The 16,580-nt window shown below is 42.6% G+C and carries 14 protein-coding genes; 8 read left to right on the forward strand and 6 right to left on the reverse strand.

What is annotated here, in order from left to right:
* Positions 1-45 precede the first annotated feature (45 nt).
* Positions 46-807, forward strand: coding sequence for a helix-turn-helix transcriptional regulator (locus tag P3L47_RS00385; RefSeq protein ID WP_277782377.1), 762 nt, complete (start codon positions 46-48; stop codon positions 805-807).
* A gap of 35 nt (positions 808-842) precedes the next feature.
* On the opposite strand, the gene P3L47_RS00390 is transcribed toward P3L47_RS00385, so the two are convergent.
* The 3 genes from P3L47_RS00390 to P3L47_RS00400 form a co-directional block, all read right to left on the reverse strand.
* Positions 843-1,427, reverse strand: coding sequence for a phosphoglycerate mutase family protein (locus tag P3L47_RS00390; RefSeq protein ID WP_277782378.1), 585 nt, complete (start codon positions 1,425-1,427; stop codon positions 843-845).
* 179 nt (positions 1,428-1,606) lie between these two features.
* Positions 1,607-2,245: a COG1361 family protein gene (locus P3L47_RS00395; RefSeq protein WP_122362288.1), complete on the reverse strand. Its 639-nt coding sequence runs from the start codon at positions 2,243-2,245 to the stop codon at positions 1,607-1,609.
* A 155-nt stretch (positions 2,246-2,400) separates the two neighbouring features.
* Positions 2,401-4,227: a DNA polymerase III subunit gamma/tau gene (locus P3L47_RS00400; protein WP_277782379.1), complete on the reverse strand. Its 1,827-nt coding sequence runs from the start codon at positions 4,225-4,227 to the stop codon at positions 2,401-2,403.
* A 70-nt stretch (positions 4,228-4,297) separates the two neighbouring features.
* Here P3L47_RS00400 and P3L47_RS00405 point away from each other — a divergent pair, with 70 nt between their 5' ends.
* Both P3L47_RS00405 and P3L47_RS00410 read left to right on the forward strand, forming a co-directional pair.
* Positions 4,298-4,603 (forward strand): FtsB family cell division protein, encoded by a 306-nt coding sequence (locus P3L47_RS00405; RefSeq protein ID WP_122362290.1) that lies wholly within the window; start codon positions 4,298-4,300, stop codon positions 4,601-4,603.
* A complete protein-coding gene (locus P3L47_RS00410; RefSeq protein WP_122362291.1) occupies positions 4,603-4,929 on the forward strand; it encodes a hypothetical protein in 327 nt (108 codons plus the stop codon). Before P3L47_RS00405 ends, P3L47_RS00410 begins: the two co-directional genes overlap by 1 nt.
* A gap of 204 nt (positions 4,930-5,133) precedes the next feature.
* Here P3L47_RS00410 and P3L47_RS00415 read toward each other — a convergent pair whose 3' ends face one another.
* Positions 5,134-5,739 carry an OmpH/Skp family outer membrane protein gene (locus P3L47_RS00415; protein ID WP_122362293.1) on the reverse strand — a complete coding sequence of 202 codons (606 nt, stop codon included), beginning with the start codon at positions 5,737-5,739 and terminating at the stop codon, positions 5,134-5,136.
* A 23-nt stretch (positions 5,740-5,762) separates the two neighbouring features.
* Positions 5,763-5,981 carry a hypothetical protein gene (locus tag P3L47_RS00420; protein ID WP_122362294.1) on the reverse strand — a complete coding sequence of 73 codons (219 nt, stop codon included), beginning with the start codon at positions 5,979-5,981 and terminating at the stop codon, positions 5,763-5,765.
* 147 nt (positions 5,982-6,128) lie between these two features.
* Between P3L47_RS00420 and P3L47_RS00425 the strand changes: the two genes are divergently transcribed.
* The 5 genes from P3L47_RS00425 to P3L47_RS00445 all read left to right on the forward strand — a co-directional run bounded on the left by P3L47_RS00425 (position 6,129) and on the right by P3L47_RS00445 (position 13,896).
* Entirely contained in the window at positions 6,129-7,601 is a 1,473-nt protein-coding gene (locus P3L47_RS00425) for an aminoacyl-histidine dipeptidase (protein ID WP_277782380.1), read from the forward strand.
* 150 nt (positions 7,602-7,751) lie between these two features.
* A complete protein-coding gene (locus P3L47_RS00430) occupies positions 7,752-9,275 on the forward strand; it encodes a hypothetical protein (protein WP_277782381.1) in 1,524 nt (507 codons plus the stop codon).
* Between the two features lie 11 nt (positions 9,276-9,286).
* Positions 9,287-10,327, forward strand: coding sequence for an endonuclease/exonuclease/phosphatase family protein (locus P3L47_RS00435; RefSeq protein WP_277782382.1), 1,041 nt, complete (start codon positions 9,287-9,289; stop codon positions 10,325-10,327).
* Between the two features lie 12 nt (positions 10,328-10,339).
* Positions 10,340-12,025: a M23 family metallopeptidase gene (locus tag P3L47_RS00440; protein WP_277782383.1), complete on the forward strand. Its 1,686-nt coding sequence runs from the start codon at positions 10,340-10,342 to the stop codon at positions 12,023-12,025.
* Between the two features lie 122 nt (positions 12,026-12,147).
* Positions 12,148-13,896, forward strand: a complete 1,749-nt coding sequence (locus tag P3L47_RS00445) for a phospho-sugar mutase (RefSeq protein WP_122362299.1) — start codon at positions 12,148-12,150, stop codon at positions 13,894-13,896.
* A 62-nt stretch (positions 13,897-13,958) separates the two neighbouring features.
* Here P3L47_RS00445 and P3L47_RS00450 read toward each other — a convergent pair whose 3' ends face one another.
* Positions 13,959-16,016, reverse strand: coding sequence for a ubiquitin family protein (locus P3L47_RS00450; protein ID WP_277782384.1), 2,058 nt, complete (start codon positions 16,014-16,016; stop codon positions 13,959-13,961).
* Between the last annotated feature and the right edge of the window lie 564 nt (positions 16,017-16,580).

The following is a 16,580-nucleotide window of genomic DNA, read 5'->3' on the forward strand; positions in this document are numbered from 1 at the left end:
TCAGCCATCCGGCTTCGTTAATTATTACATTAAGAATCATATCCTATGAAATCAACAGATATCACCCGGGAAGAATTGTGGGCACAACAAAACTTATCTGCTGCCGAGATCGACTACTCGATCTGGGAACGCGACAGGTCTATGCTCCATCAAATCTCAAAGATAAGCCATACCTGTACATTTGTCGTGGACGTGTATAAATGCAGATATGCCTTTGCCTCTCCCAACTTCACAGACTTATTAGGATATGACAGCCATAAAATCGCCACTCTGGAGAAACAAGGGGATTACCTGGAATCGCGTATTCATCCTGACGACCGCCAACAACTGGCAGACCTTCAGATCCGACTGGGACAGTTTATTTACAGTCTTCCCGCCGAAAAACGGAACGATTATTGCAATATATACAGCTTTCGTGTCCGTGATGCCCGACAACAATATATACGTGTCATCAGCAAACAACAAGTGTTGGAACAGAGCATTAACGGAAAAGCATGGCTCATACTAGGCAATATGGATATATCTCCAAATCAAAAGGAATCCAGACTAGTCGATTGCACAGTTGTCAACCGCAGAAACGGAGAAATATTCTTCCCATCCCCTCATTCGCAAACAAACCTTACTCCACGGGAGACAGAAATACTACGTCTTATCCAACAGGGACTTTTGAGTAAGGAGATAGCCCATCGACTTTGTATCAGTATCCATACAGTAAATATTCATCGACAAAATCTATTGCGCAAATTAGGAGTACAAAATTCTATTGAAGCAATAAAAGCAGGATTAGCAGCCGGATTACTTAGTTAAAACAGCATAACCGGAGTCTCTAAACGGATGATAGTTTATGGCATCCATTCAACAACACCTGTCACCGGATGCAGTTTTCTCCACTCTGAAAAATCAGCATAATTTCTGATTCCATCCTGAATAACCGCCTGATAATACTCCACTCCTATTATCTTTTCCGTCTCAGGAGTTTCATATTTCAATTGTAAGATAGCCTGTCTGGTTTCATCCGTCAGGAGTGCTTCGATCCTATCGGCTACTTTCTCAAAATAACCGTCATAACGAGAGCCTTTCCGAATATGGATCATATCGATCTGCCAAAGTTCACCGGCTAGTTCCTGATACCAGGCATGCCACTCCACACACTCCTCAACCGTATGCAGCAGATTTGCACATTCTATTTTTCTGATAAACGGATTTTCAGCCAACCTTGCCATCGCCTGAAAGCTATCGGACAAACTCAATGGAGAAGAATAAATATGAAAATCGATATCCCGGTGTTTCATCAGCAGACCTGTACGCAAAGACCCCACCATATTTACTTCTGCCCCGATACTTTTCCAGGCTGGGATAATACCACTGTTTTCCACTACTTTCCAGGCTTCCTGCTGGTTCTGCCATGCCATATCAAGAATATTCATCTTCCAATCTTTTAAAGTGAGTATGCAAAAGTAGAAAAAAGCCCAAAGATACCATATAGCTATAAATAACTATATCAGATCCAAAAACACTAGTCAAATATCTTTTAGCTGTTTCTTTACCAACAAATACTAACTTTATCGCGTTATTATATTATAAGAAAGAGTTCCTTTGCTTGCAATCATCTATAGTTAGCCCGTGTCGGCACCTGGAAAGTCTCCTTTTCCGTCAGATAGCCATCCGAATCTTTAAGACGGATGGAAAAAGATGCTTCACCGCTTTTCAATTTGGGTTCTGCATGTACGGTAATGGTATAACTCACTCGTCCGTGCGGACGGATTTCACGGATTATGGCCGGTTTGGATAGTTTTAGATATTTAGTTCCGCTTTCCGTTTTTATGATCGGTTCAATACTATAAGCCGGCTGGCGGCTCTCGTTACGCAAAATAAAAGAAATACGACAAGTCTCTCCGGCATCAATCATCTGATTTCCATTACGGTCTTCCAGATAAATATCTTCAATAACCACATAAGGGCGGTCGTAACTTCTGTTATCATTCCGTACCCTATTATTATTACGCTGGTTTTGAGATGAAGCAGCCGCAGCACCGACCACTGTCCCGCCTACCGAACCGACAAACGACCCTATCGCCTCGCCCCGGTATCCTCCGACAGAATGTCCGATCACCGCACCGGTAACCGTACCTGCCAGCATCCCGACCTGCGAACCCACAATCGTCCTCGATGTCGGATCCATTGTCGCACATCCCGTACAAAGTACGGAAGCCATCAATAATAGGATATAATTCTTCATGCCCATACCAATCAACGTTTTATTTATCCGCTAAAATACATCTATTCAGCGAATAAAGTCTAATCAAAAACACGATAATATTCGTCTAAACAGAAAACGGTCCTCCGATTACTATATAGATAAAACGTCTGAAACAGTCATTTTGTTCTATATCGCCTCAATCAATCCAGCGTCAGGTTAAACTCATCCTTCAACTTGGCAAGAACCGGATTCACGCTTAACAGATGTTCAAACTTTTCGGTAGAAGTATAAGCCAGATGTTTTTCATTGGTTTCCACAATCCGCACACGCATCTGTATACGGGTGTTTTTTAACTGGACACGCAGGTAATTCAGCAAGTCCACGCACCCGTTGCTCAACTCATCCTGCTGACCCGGATTATGAACGCCCACTTCAAAGAAATAATTCTCCTGCAAAACGGGTTTACAGTTGATCATTGTATTTTTCAGATACACCTTCTTTTCAATCATACCGCTTGCCGCGTAAGCATCCCAACAACGAACCAGATCCTCCTGAGAAAAAGGGGTGACCATTTCCTGCACAGTCCGGCTCTCTTGTTGCGTCATTTGGTTTTTCGGTTTTTCAACCCCTATTTCTTTTAAGGAAGTACCCAAATGAGGCGGACGTGAACTCCTTTTCGGAACTGAATCCGGAGGTCCTTGCGGAATTTTCGTTGCCGATGAAGGCATATTTGTCGTTATCACTTGCCCATTACCACCATTCATTCCGACGGGTTGCTGGGGCATATGGTTGGGTATTTGTCCCGGTTGAACCTGCTGACGTACCGGTTGCCCTTGATGGACAGGCTGCGCACCTTGAGATACAGGCTGTCCGGAAGCACCGGAAGCAATCGGTTCAATTACTCCTTTTTTTTTATCATCGACAGCCTGTCCGACCGTAGTCAACTGGCAAAGCTGGATAAGCGTCAGTTCGAGCAACAAACGTTTATTGCGGCTGGCACGATAGTTCAGATCGCAGGAATTAGCCAGTTCGATCGCTTTAAAAAGCAACTGATCCGGACAACGTTTCGCCATCTCCTTATAACGTTCGCGGATGGAAGCACCGACTTCAAAGAGTATCAGCGTCGCCTCATCCTTGCAGACCAACAGATCGCGGAAATGAGCAGCTAGACCGGTGATGATGTTCTGCCCGTCAAAACCTTTACTTAATATTTCATTCAGTATGAGGATAGAAGAGCGGACATTTCCTGCCAGAATAGCATCCGTAAGACGGAAATAATATTCGTAGTCAAGCACATTCAAGTTGTCGATAACAGCCTGATAGGTGATATTTCCGTTGGTAAAGCTGACTACCTGGTCGAAAATAGACAAAGCGTCACGCATACCTCCGTCAGCTTTCTGAGCGATTACGTTCAAAGCTTCCGGTTCCGCCGTTACATTTTCCTGCGAAGAGACGTATTCGAGGTGCTCCACCATATCCGTTATTGAAATACGGGAAAAATCATAAATCTGACAACGCGACAAGATAGTCGGCAGCACTTTATGCTTTTCAGTAGTAGCCAGAATAAACAGGGCATGATGAGGAGGTTCTTCCAACGTTTTCAAAAAGGCATTGAAAGCCGCCGAACTCAGCATATGCACTTCATCGATAATAAATACTTTGTATTTCCCGATAGCAGGCGGAATACGTACCTGGTCGATCAGCGAACGGATATCGTCCACCGAGTTGTTGGAGGCGGCATCCAGTTCATGGATATTATAAGAACGCTGCTCATTGAAAGCCTGGCACGATTCGCATTCGTTGCAGGCTTCACCATCGGCTGTCGGGTTCAGGCAGTTGATCGTTTTAGCAAAGATACGTGCACACGAAGTTTTCCCGACACCACGCGGTCCACAAAAAAGATAGGCATGAGCGAGCTTGTTACTTTGTATTGCATTTTTTAGTGTAGTGGTAAGAGACTTTTGCCCTACGACACTACGAAAAGTAGAGGGGCGATATTTTCTTGCCGATACAATATAATTGTCCATTCTTTGCTTTTTTATTAACAATACAAAGATATACAAAATAATTCATTTACCTTTGCAAAAACGAAGTTCCATGTCACGCATAAAAGACTTTTACAACAAGTATCTATCCAAGATAAATGCCTATTGGCTGGTTATCATCGGATTTCTGATCCTCACTTTTACGGTGGGCGACAGCAATTTGTATAAGCGGTATACGTACGACGAAAAAATCCGCAGCCTGGAAAAAGAGATCAAACACTATCAGAAAGAGATTGAGATAAACAGTAAGAAACTGAACGATCTTCGCACCGACAAGGAAGGTTTGGAACGGTTCGCCCGTGAAGAGTATTTCATGAAGAAGCCGAATGAAGACGTCTATATCATCAAAAAGAAATAATGAATCAAAAAGCAAGAACTATCATTTTTAATACGGCCGGTTTACTGATACTGGCAGGTGCTGTACTGTTCCTTACCAAATGGTTTCTGGCACCCTATCTATTTGCCGTAGGTGCTGCCGGAATGGCGGTCTGTTTCCTCACATTACCTACCCAGGAGATGGAGTTTCGCGAACGTCGTCTGCACCGTTTCAACGTGATCGCTTCCATTCTGATGATCTGTGCCTCCGGACTCATGTTCAAGGATATGAAAGAATGGGTGATCTGCCTGACAATTGCAGCCATCCTGCTGCTCTACTCCTCATTCGTTTCAGGTAAAAAGAAATAAATACATTCTATGTTTTCCCCAAAATATTTTTTCCTGTGGGGAATTTCACCCATCACTGTGGGGATAAAGTCCCACGTATATGGGGATTTTCACCCACTAGAGTGGGGATTTTTTTTTACTGTAATAGAAATTATACATAATGACATAAAAAAAGCTGTTACAATACTGCAACAGCTTTTTCTATATATTACTTTTAATCTTTGCTTACTTTCCGCTGGAATAGCTCTTGTTTAATAAGTCGATCAATTCGTTTGTGATATCGTAAGCATCGCCTGCCAGCAAAATATTGTCTTCTGCCGTATTGCTGAAAATTACCTGATATCCTTTATCCTTATTATATACTTTCAGTTTTGAAACAACTGTATCACGAAGCTGTTCGTTCAACTTCTGGCGTTCTACCAACAGATCTTGTGACAATTTAGCATCCAGGTCTTTCAGTTCCTGTTCTTTTTTCATCAAACGTTCCTGTTCCTGTTGAGCTCTTTCACGAGTAAGGAAGGCATTATTTTCCATTTTACGATAGAACTCCTGCACTTCGGTCTGCAAGGTACGTGCCTGCTGAGTTACATTCGCACGCGAATTTTCTTCTTTTTTCAGGAGCTGTTCATTCAGATCCTTGAAATAATTATAATTAAGCAAAAGTGAATCGACATTGACATAAGCGATAGGAAGCAGATTCGTTGTATCGCCTTCTCCGGATGCAAATGTTTTTGTTACAGTCGATTCTTTCTTGTCGGAAAATTGCATTATGAACAATATCACGACAGCCACCGCGAGCACACCATTAATTACGTAGTTAATGTTCTTCATAAAGTGTAAATTAAATCCTTATTTTATTCTTCTATTTCTTTCAACCGATCATATAGATTCTTTTGCTTGGCCTGTTCCCGGTCTTGCGTTTTCGCACAATGTATCCCTTTTTTACCTAGTGCTCTGTTACCACCCACATGCGTATTCGGGAAGCGTCCTCCTTTCTTGAATATCACTTTTATGGCAAGCAACACAACACAAATAACAAGAATTATGACCGTAAGCAATATCGTTGTAAGCATTTTCTCTATATTTGTGGACGCAAATATAAGAGTTTAAGTGATTACAAAGTATCTTTTTGGTATTTAATTCTACTTTTTTTCATACACAACTCGAAAAACGATCACATTATTAACTATAGAGTAACATCTATAATATATTGTAACATTATGAAGATTACTGACTTAAAGCCTGAAATCGTTTGGAAATTCTTCCATCAGGTAACCCAAGTGCCCCGTCCTTCAAAGAAGGAAGGCAAAATGATCCAGTATCTGGAATCGTTTGCAAAAGAGTATAAAATCGCTATAAAAAAAGATGCAGCCGGAAATATCCTGATGTCGAAGTCTGCAACCCCCGGATATGAAAACCGGCCGGTTGTCATCCTGCAGTCTCACATGGATATGGTTTGCGAAAAGAATAACGGGACAGTTCATGATTTTGATAACGACCCGATCGAAACGATCGTCGACGGCGACTGGCTGCGTGCCAACGGAACGACACTCGGAGCCGACAACGGTATAGGTGTTGCTGCCGAACTGGCTATCCTGGCATCCGACGATATCGAACACGGACCGATAGAATGTCTGTTTACTGTGGACGAAGAAACCGGTCTGACCGGAGCTAAAGCACTTGAAAAAGGATTCATGACCGGTGACATCCTGTTGAATCTGGACAGCGAAGACGAAGGTGAGATTTTCATGGGCTGCGCCGGCGGAAAAGACACGCAAGCCGTGTTCCATTGCGAACAGCGCGCAACCAATCCCAATATGTTATATTTCAAAATCAATATTAAAGGATTGAACGGCGGACATTCCGGCGGTGAAATTCACAAAGGATTGGGAAATGCCAATAAAGTACTGGTTCGCTTCCTGTATTTACTGAACAATGAAGCAGACTTCACGCTGTGCTCTATCGAGGGCGGTAATCTACGCAATGCGATTGCCCGTGAAGCACATACAGTTATCGGTCTTTATCCGGAAGACAAAGAACAGGTACGCGTCCTGCTTAACAACTATACTGCCGATATAGAGAATGAACTGAAACATGTCGATCCGAATGTACAGATCACTATGGAATCGACCGATCGTCCGGAATTTTGTATCAGCAACTTCGACATGGAAAAAGTTATCTGGGCTTTACATGCCTGTCCTCATGGCGTGATCGGCATGAGCCACGATATCGAAGGACTGGTAGAAACTTCAACCAACCTGGCTTCCGTAAAAATCAGACAGGATGCAGAAACCCAATCATTCATCATCACAGTAGGAACCAGTCAACGCAGTTCCATCGAATCCTGCAAGAATATGATCGCCAACCAGGTCGCTTCCGTATTCAAACTGGCGGGTGCTGTCGTTACTCACGGTGACGGTTATCCGGGATGGGCTCCGAATCCGGATTCTAAAATCCTGAAAGTGGCACAGGATACTTACAAACATTTATTTAATAAGGATGCCAAGATCATGGCAATCCATGCCGGACTGGAATGTGGATTATTCCTCGAAAAATATCCTAATCTGGATATGATTTCTTTCGGACCGACATTAAGAGATGTTCACTCTCCCAACGAACGGATCGAAATTAAGACCGTCGGCTTGTGGTGGGCACATCTTCTGGAATTATTAAAAAGCGTACCGGCAAAATAAATTTAAATATTCTACGTTATAGAAAGAGGATTAACACTTTAATCGTGTTTTTCCTCTTTTTTTATGTTAAGGCCTGAAAACATTCTTTATAAATCGTTTGTTTATAAAGAAACAAGAACACAAAGGCATACATTTTAACATTTAGCGAAAATGAAAAGAATTACAGCGCCGTTGCTGATCATAAGTACAATTTTACTCAACCTGTTGGCTGGATGCGACGGGCTGGACGAAAATTACTCGACCAATCCAAACCACCGGTTGAGTTTCTCGACAGATACCTTATCTTTTGATACTGTCTTTACAACAATCGGTTCCGCCACAAAACAATTCATGGTTTACAACAGAAATGACGAACCTTTGAATATCGAACGGATTATTCAGGCATCGCCTGCTACCAGCGGTTTTCACATCAATGTAGACGGACGCAAAGGAGATAATTTTGAAAATGTCCGGATTGCCGCAAAAGACAGCATGTATATATTTGTAGAAGTGACCGTCAATCCGACCGGAAAAGATCAACCGTTATTAGTTCAGGATTCCATTCTGTTCAGTTGTAATAATATAACACAAACTGTTTTACTGGAAGCATGCGGACAGGATGTCAAGCTGATCAAAGGCGGACAGACATTAAGCGAAGATACCAGGCTGACGGCTGAACGTCCCTATCTGATATACGACAGTTTGATGATCGGCAAGGGCGTAACCGTACAGATAGAAGAAGGAACAACCCTCTATATGCACAACAAGGCCAAGATCATTGTCGACGGCACACTGATCGCCGAGGGCACAAAAGATAAACCGATTGTCTTCCGTGGCGACCGTCTCGATTTTATCCTGGACGACCAGTTACCTTACGACCGTACCCCGGGACAATGGGAAGGTATTGTTTTCAAAAAAGAAAGTTTCAACAACCTATTTAATAATGTAATAGTACGAAACGGGAATAATGGTATTACCTGTGAAGCGTCTGATCCGGAAAAATCCAAATTGAAGATCAACAATTCACAGATCACCAATATGGACGGAAGTGTCCTGACAGCAATCAATAGTAATATCGAAGCGACAAACAGTGAATTTACAAATGCCACGATCAATATCGTTCAGCTAAGTGGCGGTAAATATAGCTTTACTCATTGTACACTGGCGAACTATATATCTGCTAAACCCCGTCATTCACTGGCCCAAAATCCGGAACCCAGCTTCACTTTACGTTTATTAGACAATACAGCCGATAAATACAGTGAAATCGGTCCGTACGATTTATTGCAGGCCAACTTCGACAATTGCATAATCGACGGTAGCCTGGGAGCAGGAAAGGAAATTGAAATTTCAATGGGAACCAAAGCGACCCCATTAAGAAACGATAATTTGAAATATCATTTTAACCACTGTGTAGTAATGGCAGATCAGATCGACAGTGAAAACTTTACTGATGTCATTTTCGTAAAAGGAAAAGACGACAGTAAAATGGAATATCGGATGAACGGTGGAAAAACGAATAAATATATGTACGACTTCCGCCCCGACAAAGAAACAACTCCGGGTGTCGGCAAGGCAGACCTGTTCGTCTCTCAGAAATACCCGGTCGACCGGAACGGTGTCAACCGATTAACGAACAACGGACCCGATATCGGAGCTTACGAGTTTGTTCCAAAAGAAGAGGATGAAAAATAAAAACAATAGATATGACCAGGACCTTAACTATATTTATTTGCGTTCTAGCCTTTCTCTCCTGCTCGGCGAATGCCCAGTCCGGATTCAGGATCATGAGTTATAATGTAGAGAATCTGTTCGACACCGATGATAATCCGGATAAGAACGACAACGATTTCCTCCCGTCGGGTAACCATCACTGGACCCGCGGACGTTATTATCATAAACTTCAGCAGATAGCTAAAGTGATCAGTGCCGCCGGTGAATGGAATACCCCGGCTTTGGTAGCCCTTTGCGAAGTGGAAAATGATTCCGTCCTGATCCATCTGCTCAACCGGACACCCCTGAAACAACAACAATACCGATATTGTATGACACACGGTTCAGATACAAGGGGCATAAATACAGCCCTCCTCTATCAACGGGATCAGTTCGGCTACATCGGTCACCGGGAACATCCGGTTGTTTTCACCCGTAAAAATCATAAACACACCCGCAATCTCCTCCATGTATGGGGAAAAGTCATAACCGCAGATACACTGGATGTATTTGTCTGCCATCTCCCGTCCCGTTACGGAGGTGAAAAAGAGAGCGAAGCCGACCGATTCGATGCCGTCCGGACATTGCGAAACCTTTGCAACTCCCTGCTCGGAACTCGTACAAACCCTCAAATACTGATTATGGGCGATTTCAACGATACGGCAGAGAATGCCAGCATCACACAAATACTGGCAGCCGGAAAAATCGGCAAAAGGATCGAAGCGAAAAAGTTGTACAACCTTTTTGCCGATCCGCACGTTCTGAATTATCCGGGAACCCATAAGTATCAGGGCGAATGGAATCAACTGGATCATATCATCGTCTCCGGAAACCTGATCGATACTACATCCTCCATGTACCTTCTCCCGGGAAGTAACCGGATTTTCGCACCGCCTTTCCTGCTCACCAACGATAAGACCTGGCAGGGGAAACGTCCTTTCCGCACCTATTACGGCTTTAAATATGAGGGCGGTTACAGCGATCATTTACCGCTCATTACCGACTTTTTATTATCTTTGCCTGACAAAGATTGAATAAAAATAAACATGCGAATACATCATATACTGGCAGGATTTCTCTTCTTCGCCGGAATTACAAGCATTACAGCCGAAGCACAGCAACTGCGCAAACCGATGGACCATCCCATCTTGCTTAGCGGCAACTTCGGAGAGTTAAGAAGCAATCATTTTCACTCGGGAATAGACTTCAAGACACAAGGTGTGGAAGGGAAACCGATCCACTCCGTACAGGCTGGATACGTCTCACGCATATCCGTCAGCCCGTGGGGATATGGCAACGGATTATACATCACCCATCCGGACGGAACAACCACCGTTTACGGACATCTTCAGAAATTCTCCCAAAAGATCGCTGCCTACGTAAAAAACAAGCAGTATGAACTGGAGAGTTTCAACGTAAACCTGACACTCACACCGGAAGAACTACCGGTTAAGGAAGGTGAACTTGTTGCCCTGAGCGGGAACACCGGAAGTTCAGGCGGCCCTCATCTCCATTTCGAGATTCGCGATACGGAAACAGAAGAACCGATGGACCCGATCGAAGCGTACAAAGAATTGATACAAGACACAAAGCCTCCTAAAATACAGGGTATCATGATCTGTCCGGTACAAGGAAAAGGAGTCGTGAACGGTAGCCGCCGAAAACTGGAACTAAAGCCTGTCACCACCCAAAACGGCAAACAGACACTGACCGGCAAGATCGAAGCCTGGGGAGAAATAGGGCTAGCTGTAAAAGGCTATGACTATATGGATAACACCTCCAATATCTACGGAGTCAAGGAGATCACACTGACAGCCGACAGCCAGGTCATCTATCACAGCAATCTGACCCGTTTCGCTTTCGACGAGACACGTTACCTGAACAGCTTCACCGACTTCGAAGAATGGAAAGAACACCGTTCCTTCTATATGAAAAGCTTCGTTGATCCCGGTAATCGTCTCCGCTTCATTGAAAGTATCGACCGCGGTATCCTGACGATCGATGAGCCTCGTACGTATCATCTGACCTACCGCTTGGCAGATGCCTTCGGCAATGCAACTCAGCTGACTGTCCGAATTGAAGGGAAAGAACAACCTATTCCGGAAATCGACACGGATAATACCGAACTGTTTCATTGGTGGAGCGACAACCGCTTCGGAGCCAAAGGGATCCGTCTGACTATTCCGAAAGGAAATCTCTACGACGACCTGTATTTCCGTTATTCAGTAAAAGAAGACAGTACAGCGCTGGGAGCCGTACACACACTACATAATAAACCGGTTGCCTTGCATAAATCGGCTAAACTTTCCCTCCGGCTGCAGACAGACACACTGGAAAACAAGCAGCAATACGGAATCGTCCGTCTGCAAAACGGGCGCAGGTCATGGACAGGAGGCGTTTACCGTAACGGTTGGATCGATGCCGACATAAAAGAAATGGGGACTTACACCCCGGGGCAAGACCTTGTTCCTCCGACCATTACACCACTCAACCCGGCTACATGGGTCAGCAAACAAGCTATTTCATTCCGGTTATCGGATAATCTGAGCGGTGTACAAACTTACCGGGGGGAAATCGACGACCAATTCGTCTTATTCGAGATGAACAGCAAGTCCGTTATCACCTACCATTTCGACAAAGAACGGCTGGCAAGAGGAAAACATACATTAAAACTAGTCGTAACAGACGCCTGTGGAAATCAATCCTCTTATACTTATCCGTTTACATGGTAAAAAAGAACTTTGCTTTTTTCTTCAAAATAAGGCTGCAAGCCATTGTTTACAACAATTAATTTGTATCTTTGTTATCTCGTAAACTAAGAGATTACACATATATAAATGCAAGATATCTAGGTATGGAAAACAACGAACTGTTAGAAATGGTAAGAAGTAAAGCCCAGAGCTGGCTTACCAAAAGTTATGATGCCGAAACAAAAGCAAAAGTACAGGAATTACTGGACAACGAAGATCCGACAGAACTGATCGAATCATTCTACAAAGACCTTGAATTTGGTACAGGAGGTTTAAGAGGTATCATGGGAGTAGGAACCAACCGTATGAATATTTATACAGTCGGTGCAGCTACACAAGGTTTATCAAATTATCTGAAAAAAGAATTTGCGAACCTGGATCAGATCAAAGTTGTTATCGGACATGACTGCCGTAACAACAGCCGTAAGTTTGCCGAAATTTCGGCCGACATCTTCTCTGCCAACGGTATCAAAGTTTACATGTTCGAAGACCTTCGTCCGACACCGGAAATGTCTTTCGCCATCCGTAAACTGGGATGTCAGAGCGGTATCATCCTGACAGCATCGCATAATCCGAAAGAATACAACGGCTACAAGGCTTACTGGGACGACGGTGCACAAATGATCGCTCCGCACGACAAGAATACAATTGCCGAAGTAAACAAGATCCGTAATGCCAGCGATATCAAATTCAAAGGCAATAAGGAACTGATCGAAATCATCGGTGAAGAAATCGATAATCTGTATATCGACGCTTTGACAACTATTACCCTTTCTCCGGAAGCTATCAAACGTCATCACGATATGAAGATCGTTTACACGCCGATCCACGGAACAGGTGTAAAGATTATCCCGGCTGCATTGAAAGCATTCGGATTCACCAATATCATCCACGTTCCCGAACAGGATGTGGTAAGCGGTGACTTCCCTACAGTTATTTCTCCGAACCCGGAAGAACCGGCTGCATTGGCTATGGCTGTCGAGAAAGCAAAAGAAACAGATGCCGAACTGGTACTGGCTTCCGACCCGGATGCTGACCGTGTAGGTGCTGCCGTTAAAAACAACGACGGTGAATGGGTGTTGCTGAACGGTAACCAGACAGCCTTGATGTTCGTTTATTACCTGATTACTCGCTGGAAAGAACTGGGTAAGGTGAACGGCAAAGAATATATCGTAAAGACAATCGTTACAACCGAACTGATCCGCACAATCGCTGAACGCAACGGTGTTGAAATGTACGACGTTTACACCGGCTTCAAATGGATTGCCGACGTAATGAAGAAGAACGAAGGCAAGAAGAACTACATCGGTGGTGGCGAAGAAAGCTACGGATTCCTTTGCGAAGACTTCGTGCGCGACAAAGATGCAGTTTCTGCATGTGCTATCCTGGCTGAAATCGCAGCATGGGCAAAAGATCAAGGCATCACCATGTATCAGTTGTTGCAGAACATCTATGTAGAATATGGTTTCTCAAAAGAAAAAGGTATCTCTGTTGTGAAGAAAGGCAAGAGTGGTGCCGAAGAAATCGAAGCCATGATGAAGAACTTCCGCGAAAACCCGTTACAGGAAATTGCCGGTTCAAAAGTTACATTGTTCTACGATTATGCTTCTCTGAAAGGATTCAGCTACATCGACAACGAAGCTATCACTTTGGACATGCCGACCACTTCCAACGTTCTTCAGTATTTCACAGAAGACGGCACAAAGATCTCTATCCGTCCTTCAGGTACGGAACCGAAGATCAAGTTCTACTGTGAAGTTCATTCTAAGGTAAACAGCTTGGAAGATCTGCCTGCTGCAGAAAAGGCTGGTGAAGAAAAGATCAATCAGATTAAGGCTTCTTTGGGTATTTGATCGAATAACTAAAGCAAAATAAGAAACGGGGCAAGAGATTTAACTTCTCGCCCCGTTTTTTGTTATCTAGGAATGTACACTGACTGTCCCCTTCCTTCCCGCCATACTATATATATACCAGACGGAAGCGAATAAGTATAGTCACCCGGTTGAAGCTGTTGATAAGAATAGACTTTCCCATTATAATCAACAATCAAGACTGAGGATTTTGTGGAGACTGAAATATACAATAGTTGAGAAGCCACACGAATCTGCCAATCGTCTTTGAATACAGGTCTATTATCAACACTCTCTTCATTCTTTTGAATACCTTCGACTGTTATTGTAATATCCCGACTTACCGATCGTATACGATACGAACGCCTACCGGCTGCATTCACAAAATGCAATTCTACAACATCGCCATTTACCCGAACGATAGGCTCAGATTGATCACAGGAAATAGTAGCACCTTCCAACTCCGGAATGGATACAGTATAATAAACGGGGTCAGGCTCAGGGTCAGGCTCAGGGTCAGGCTCAGGGTCAGGGACCGGGTTTTTAACTATTCCTGAAATACGAATCCTTATATCTTTATCAATATCAGAAACAACATAATAATAAGTATTCCCTTCTTTCGTAAACGACACATCTCCTGCCGATGCCTTTACTCGGGGAGTAGATTGATTATAATCTGACAATAATCTCAATGAAAAACAGAAATCATCCCCTTCCTGTACCTCCGTATCTCCCGAATTGGAAAGAACAGCTCCTCTAATTGATTGAGGTAAACGAACTGTATAATGGACTAATTTAGGTGTCCACTGAGCAACAAACGTAGTTGTTTGGGTTATAGGTTTTTCTATATTTTCGGCATTACTCCAACCTGTAAAGTCAAAGAATTCTTTCATCGGATCTTCGGGCTTGACTGCGAGTTCATCTTTTAAAATGATTTGCTGATTACAAATTTCTTCCGGATCTTCAGACAATAAAAAAGATACTGTAAAGAAAGCAAGAGAAAGCTCTTCTCCTTTTTTAAATGTAACATTTCCCATCTCTTCTTCTCCATATTTAATTGTATATGTAGACTCTTGCAGATAGTTTATCTCATTTATCGGCATTGCCGTTCCACCTTCAGCCATTAATGAAACAGGCTCTTCTTCCTCCCACTCTTCACCATCCAATGTCAGGGTAGAAACAACAGGGTAGAAAGGCTGATTACCGGTTACATTTCCTGTCAAAGTTCCATCCACAAAAATAGAACCTTGTTGATTATCCAATTGAAATTCCCCCTGAATAGTAAGACTACATCCTTCTTTAATCTCCAATGATTGATCCGGTTGAAGAGTCATATTGGAAGACAAAGAGACTTTTCCATATACATTACCCTTATTTCCTTCAAAAAGAATTCCTTTTGTTAATGTTGAGGTTACTTTATCGATGGAATTTACGGATAATAGTGCGTTATTGTTCAATTCAAAAGAATGAGATTCTTCAGCTTCATCCTCTTTTCCTTCGATAGAACCTGCTAGCATTAATGAACCTGAACTTTCTCCATCCGCAATTAAAGTCGCACCATTTGCAATAAGTATTTTAGCATCATCATCAGTTGAAGAACTCCATTGATTTATTCCCTCCCACGAAAGATGAACTTGGGATGCTGATTGTATTTCCAATGGTAAATCAGAGTTTATATTTACATTAATTAAATGGATAGAAACTGCATCGGTTGTGTTTACTACAATTTTATATGGAAATACTAGATTAACTTCTCCTTTTATAGTGATTTGTCCTTTCAGAACGACAAGTACATCATCTTCAAATTTATAATTATCTTCATCTCCTTCTATACTAAACATAAGTACCAAATGCAATGTACTATCCTTTTGGATACTATAATCCTGTAAAGTATTCCCATCCTCCAACTGTTTTCCTGCAAAAATCAATCGTTGTTGATCTGGCGGAATTCCTTCTTTATCCTGTATTTTAGCCTTAATATCTTCAATACGATCTGTAGGCTCTACTTCCAAAGTGATATGCTTTCCTGTCAATGTCTTTACAAAGATTTGCATAGCATACGAGTCTTCCGCATACGACAATCCAACAAATAATAGTAATAAAAAAAAGAGTTTGTTTTTCATAATGCAAAACTTGTGCCTGTGGTTCCCTCTTTAGGCTTGTAAAAAAATAAGGTGTGGGAACTATATAGCTTTATCCGATATTCAGGTCTTCGCACACCCATCCAATAGACAAAGCAATAGCTACCCACACCCATTTTATCATAGTTTACCAATCCTGATAATGCTATAACAAACAGGTTGAGTGCTATTGCTACCACCTTCATTGGATTAATCAAAGTTGCGAAGTTTGAATATCGAAGATAATTTCAATAACACCTTTCATATGTCCTCTTCATTTCCTCAACGCTATGAGTCTGAAGAATTGGTACAAATTTAGAAAAAGATTTGTATTTATGCAACTTCTCTTCCTATCATCATTCCTATACATCTCCCCAACTTCTATTTTTCAAAAACATCTACCATATCTACCACCCTCTCCCACTCGCTTTGTAAATAAAAGCCTCCAAGGGTGATGGTAGATAAAAAAGTATCCACCACTACCCTTGGAGGCGTTTATTTACAAGGCGTACAGAAAATTGTAGTAGATGTGGTAGATGTTTTAAAAAAATCAGTGTGAATATTTTA

The organism is Parabacteroides chongii, assembly GCF_029581355.1.
Lineage (GTDB): Bacteria > Bacteroidota > Bacteroidia > Bacteroidales > Tannerellaceae > Parabacteroides > Parabacteroides chongii.

What these genes read in the sequence shown, in the direction of transcription:
- P3L47_RS00430 (WP_277782381.1), top strand. Translation starts at nt 7,752, where the DNA reads ATGAAAAGAATTACAGCGCCGTTGCTGATCATAAGTACAATTTTACTC.
- P3L47_RS00425 (WP_277782380.1), top strand. Translation starts at nt 6,129, where the DNA reads ATGAAGATTACTGACTTAAAGCCTGAAATCGTTTGGAAATTCTTCCAT.
- P3L47_RS00405 (WP_122362290.1), top strand. Translation starts at nt 4,298, where the DNA reads ATGTCACGCATAAAAGACTTTTACAACAAGTATCTATCCAAGATAAAT.
- P3L47_RS00400 (WP_277782379.1), bottom strand. Translation starts at nt 4,227, where the DNA reads ATGGACAATTATATTGTATCGGCAAGAAAATATCGCCCCTCTACTTTT.
- P3L47_RS00440 (WP_277782383.1), top strand. Translation starts at nt 10,340, where the DNA reads ATGCGAATACATCATATACTGGCAGGATTTCTCTTCTTCGCCGGAATT.
- P3L47_RS00395 (WP_122362288.1), bottom strand. Translation starts at nt 2,245, where the DNA reads ATGGGCATGAAGAATTATATCCTATTATTGATGGCTTCCGTACTTTGT.
- P3L47_RS00385 (WP_277782377.1), top strand. Translation starts at nt 46, where the DNA reads ATGAAATCAACAGATATCACCCGGGAAGAATTGTGGGCACAACAAAAC.
- P3L47_RS00435 (WP_277782382.1), top strand. Translation starts at nt 9,287, where the DNA reads ATGACCAGGACCTTAACTATATTTATTTGCGTTCTAGCCTTTCTCTCC.
- P3L47_RS00390 (WP_277782378.1), bottom strand. Translation starts at nt 1,427, where the DNA reads ATGAATATTCTTGATATGGCATGGCAGAACCAGCAGGAAGCCTGGAAA.
- P3L47_RS00450 (WP_277782384.1), bottom strand. Translation starts at nt 16,016, where the DNA reads ATGAAAAACAAACTCTTTTTTTTATTACTATTATTTGTTGGATTGTCG.
- P3L47_RS00445 (WP_122362299.1), top strand. Translation starts at nt 12,148, where the DNA reads ATGGAAAACAACGAACTGTTAGAAATGGTAAGAAGTAAAGCCCAGAGC.
- P3L47_RS00420 (WP_122362294.1), bottom strand. Translation starts at nt 5,981, where the DNA reads ATGCTTACAACGATATTGCTTACGGTCATAATTCTTGTTATTTGTGTT.
- P3L47_RS00415 (WP_122362293.1), bottom strand. Translation starts at nt 5,739, where the DNA reads ATGAAGAACATTAACTACGTAATTAATGGTGTGCTCGCGGTGGCTGTC.
- P3L47_RS00410 (WP_122362291.1), top strand. Translation starts at nt 4,603, where the DNA reads ATGAATCAAAAAGCAAGAACTATCATTTTTAATACGGCCGGTTTACTG.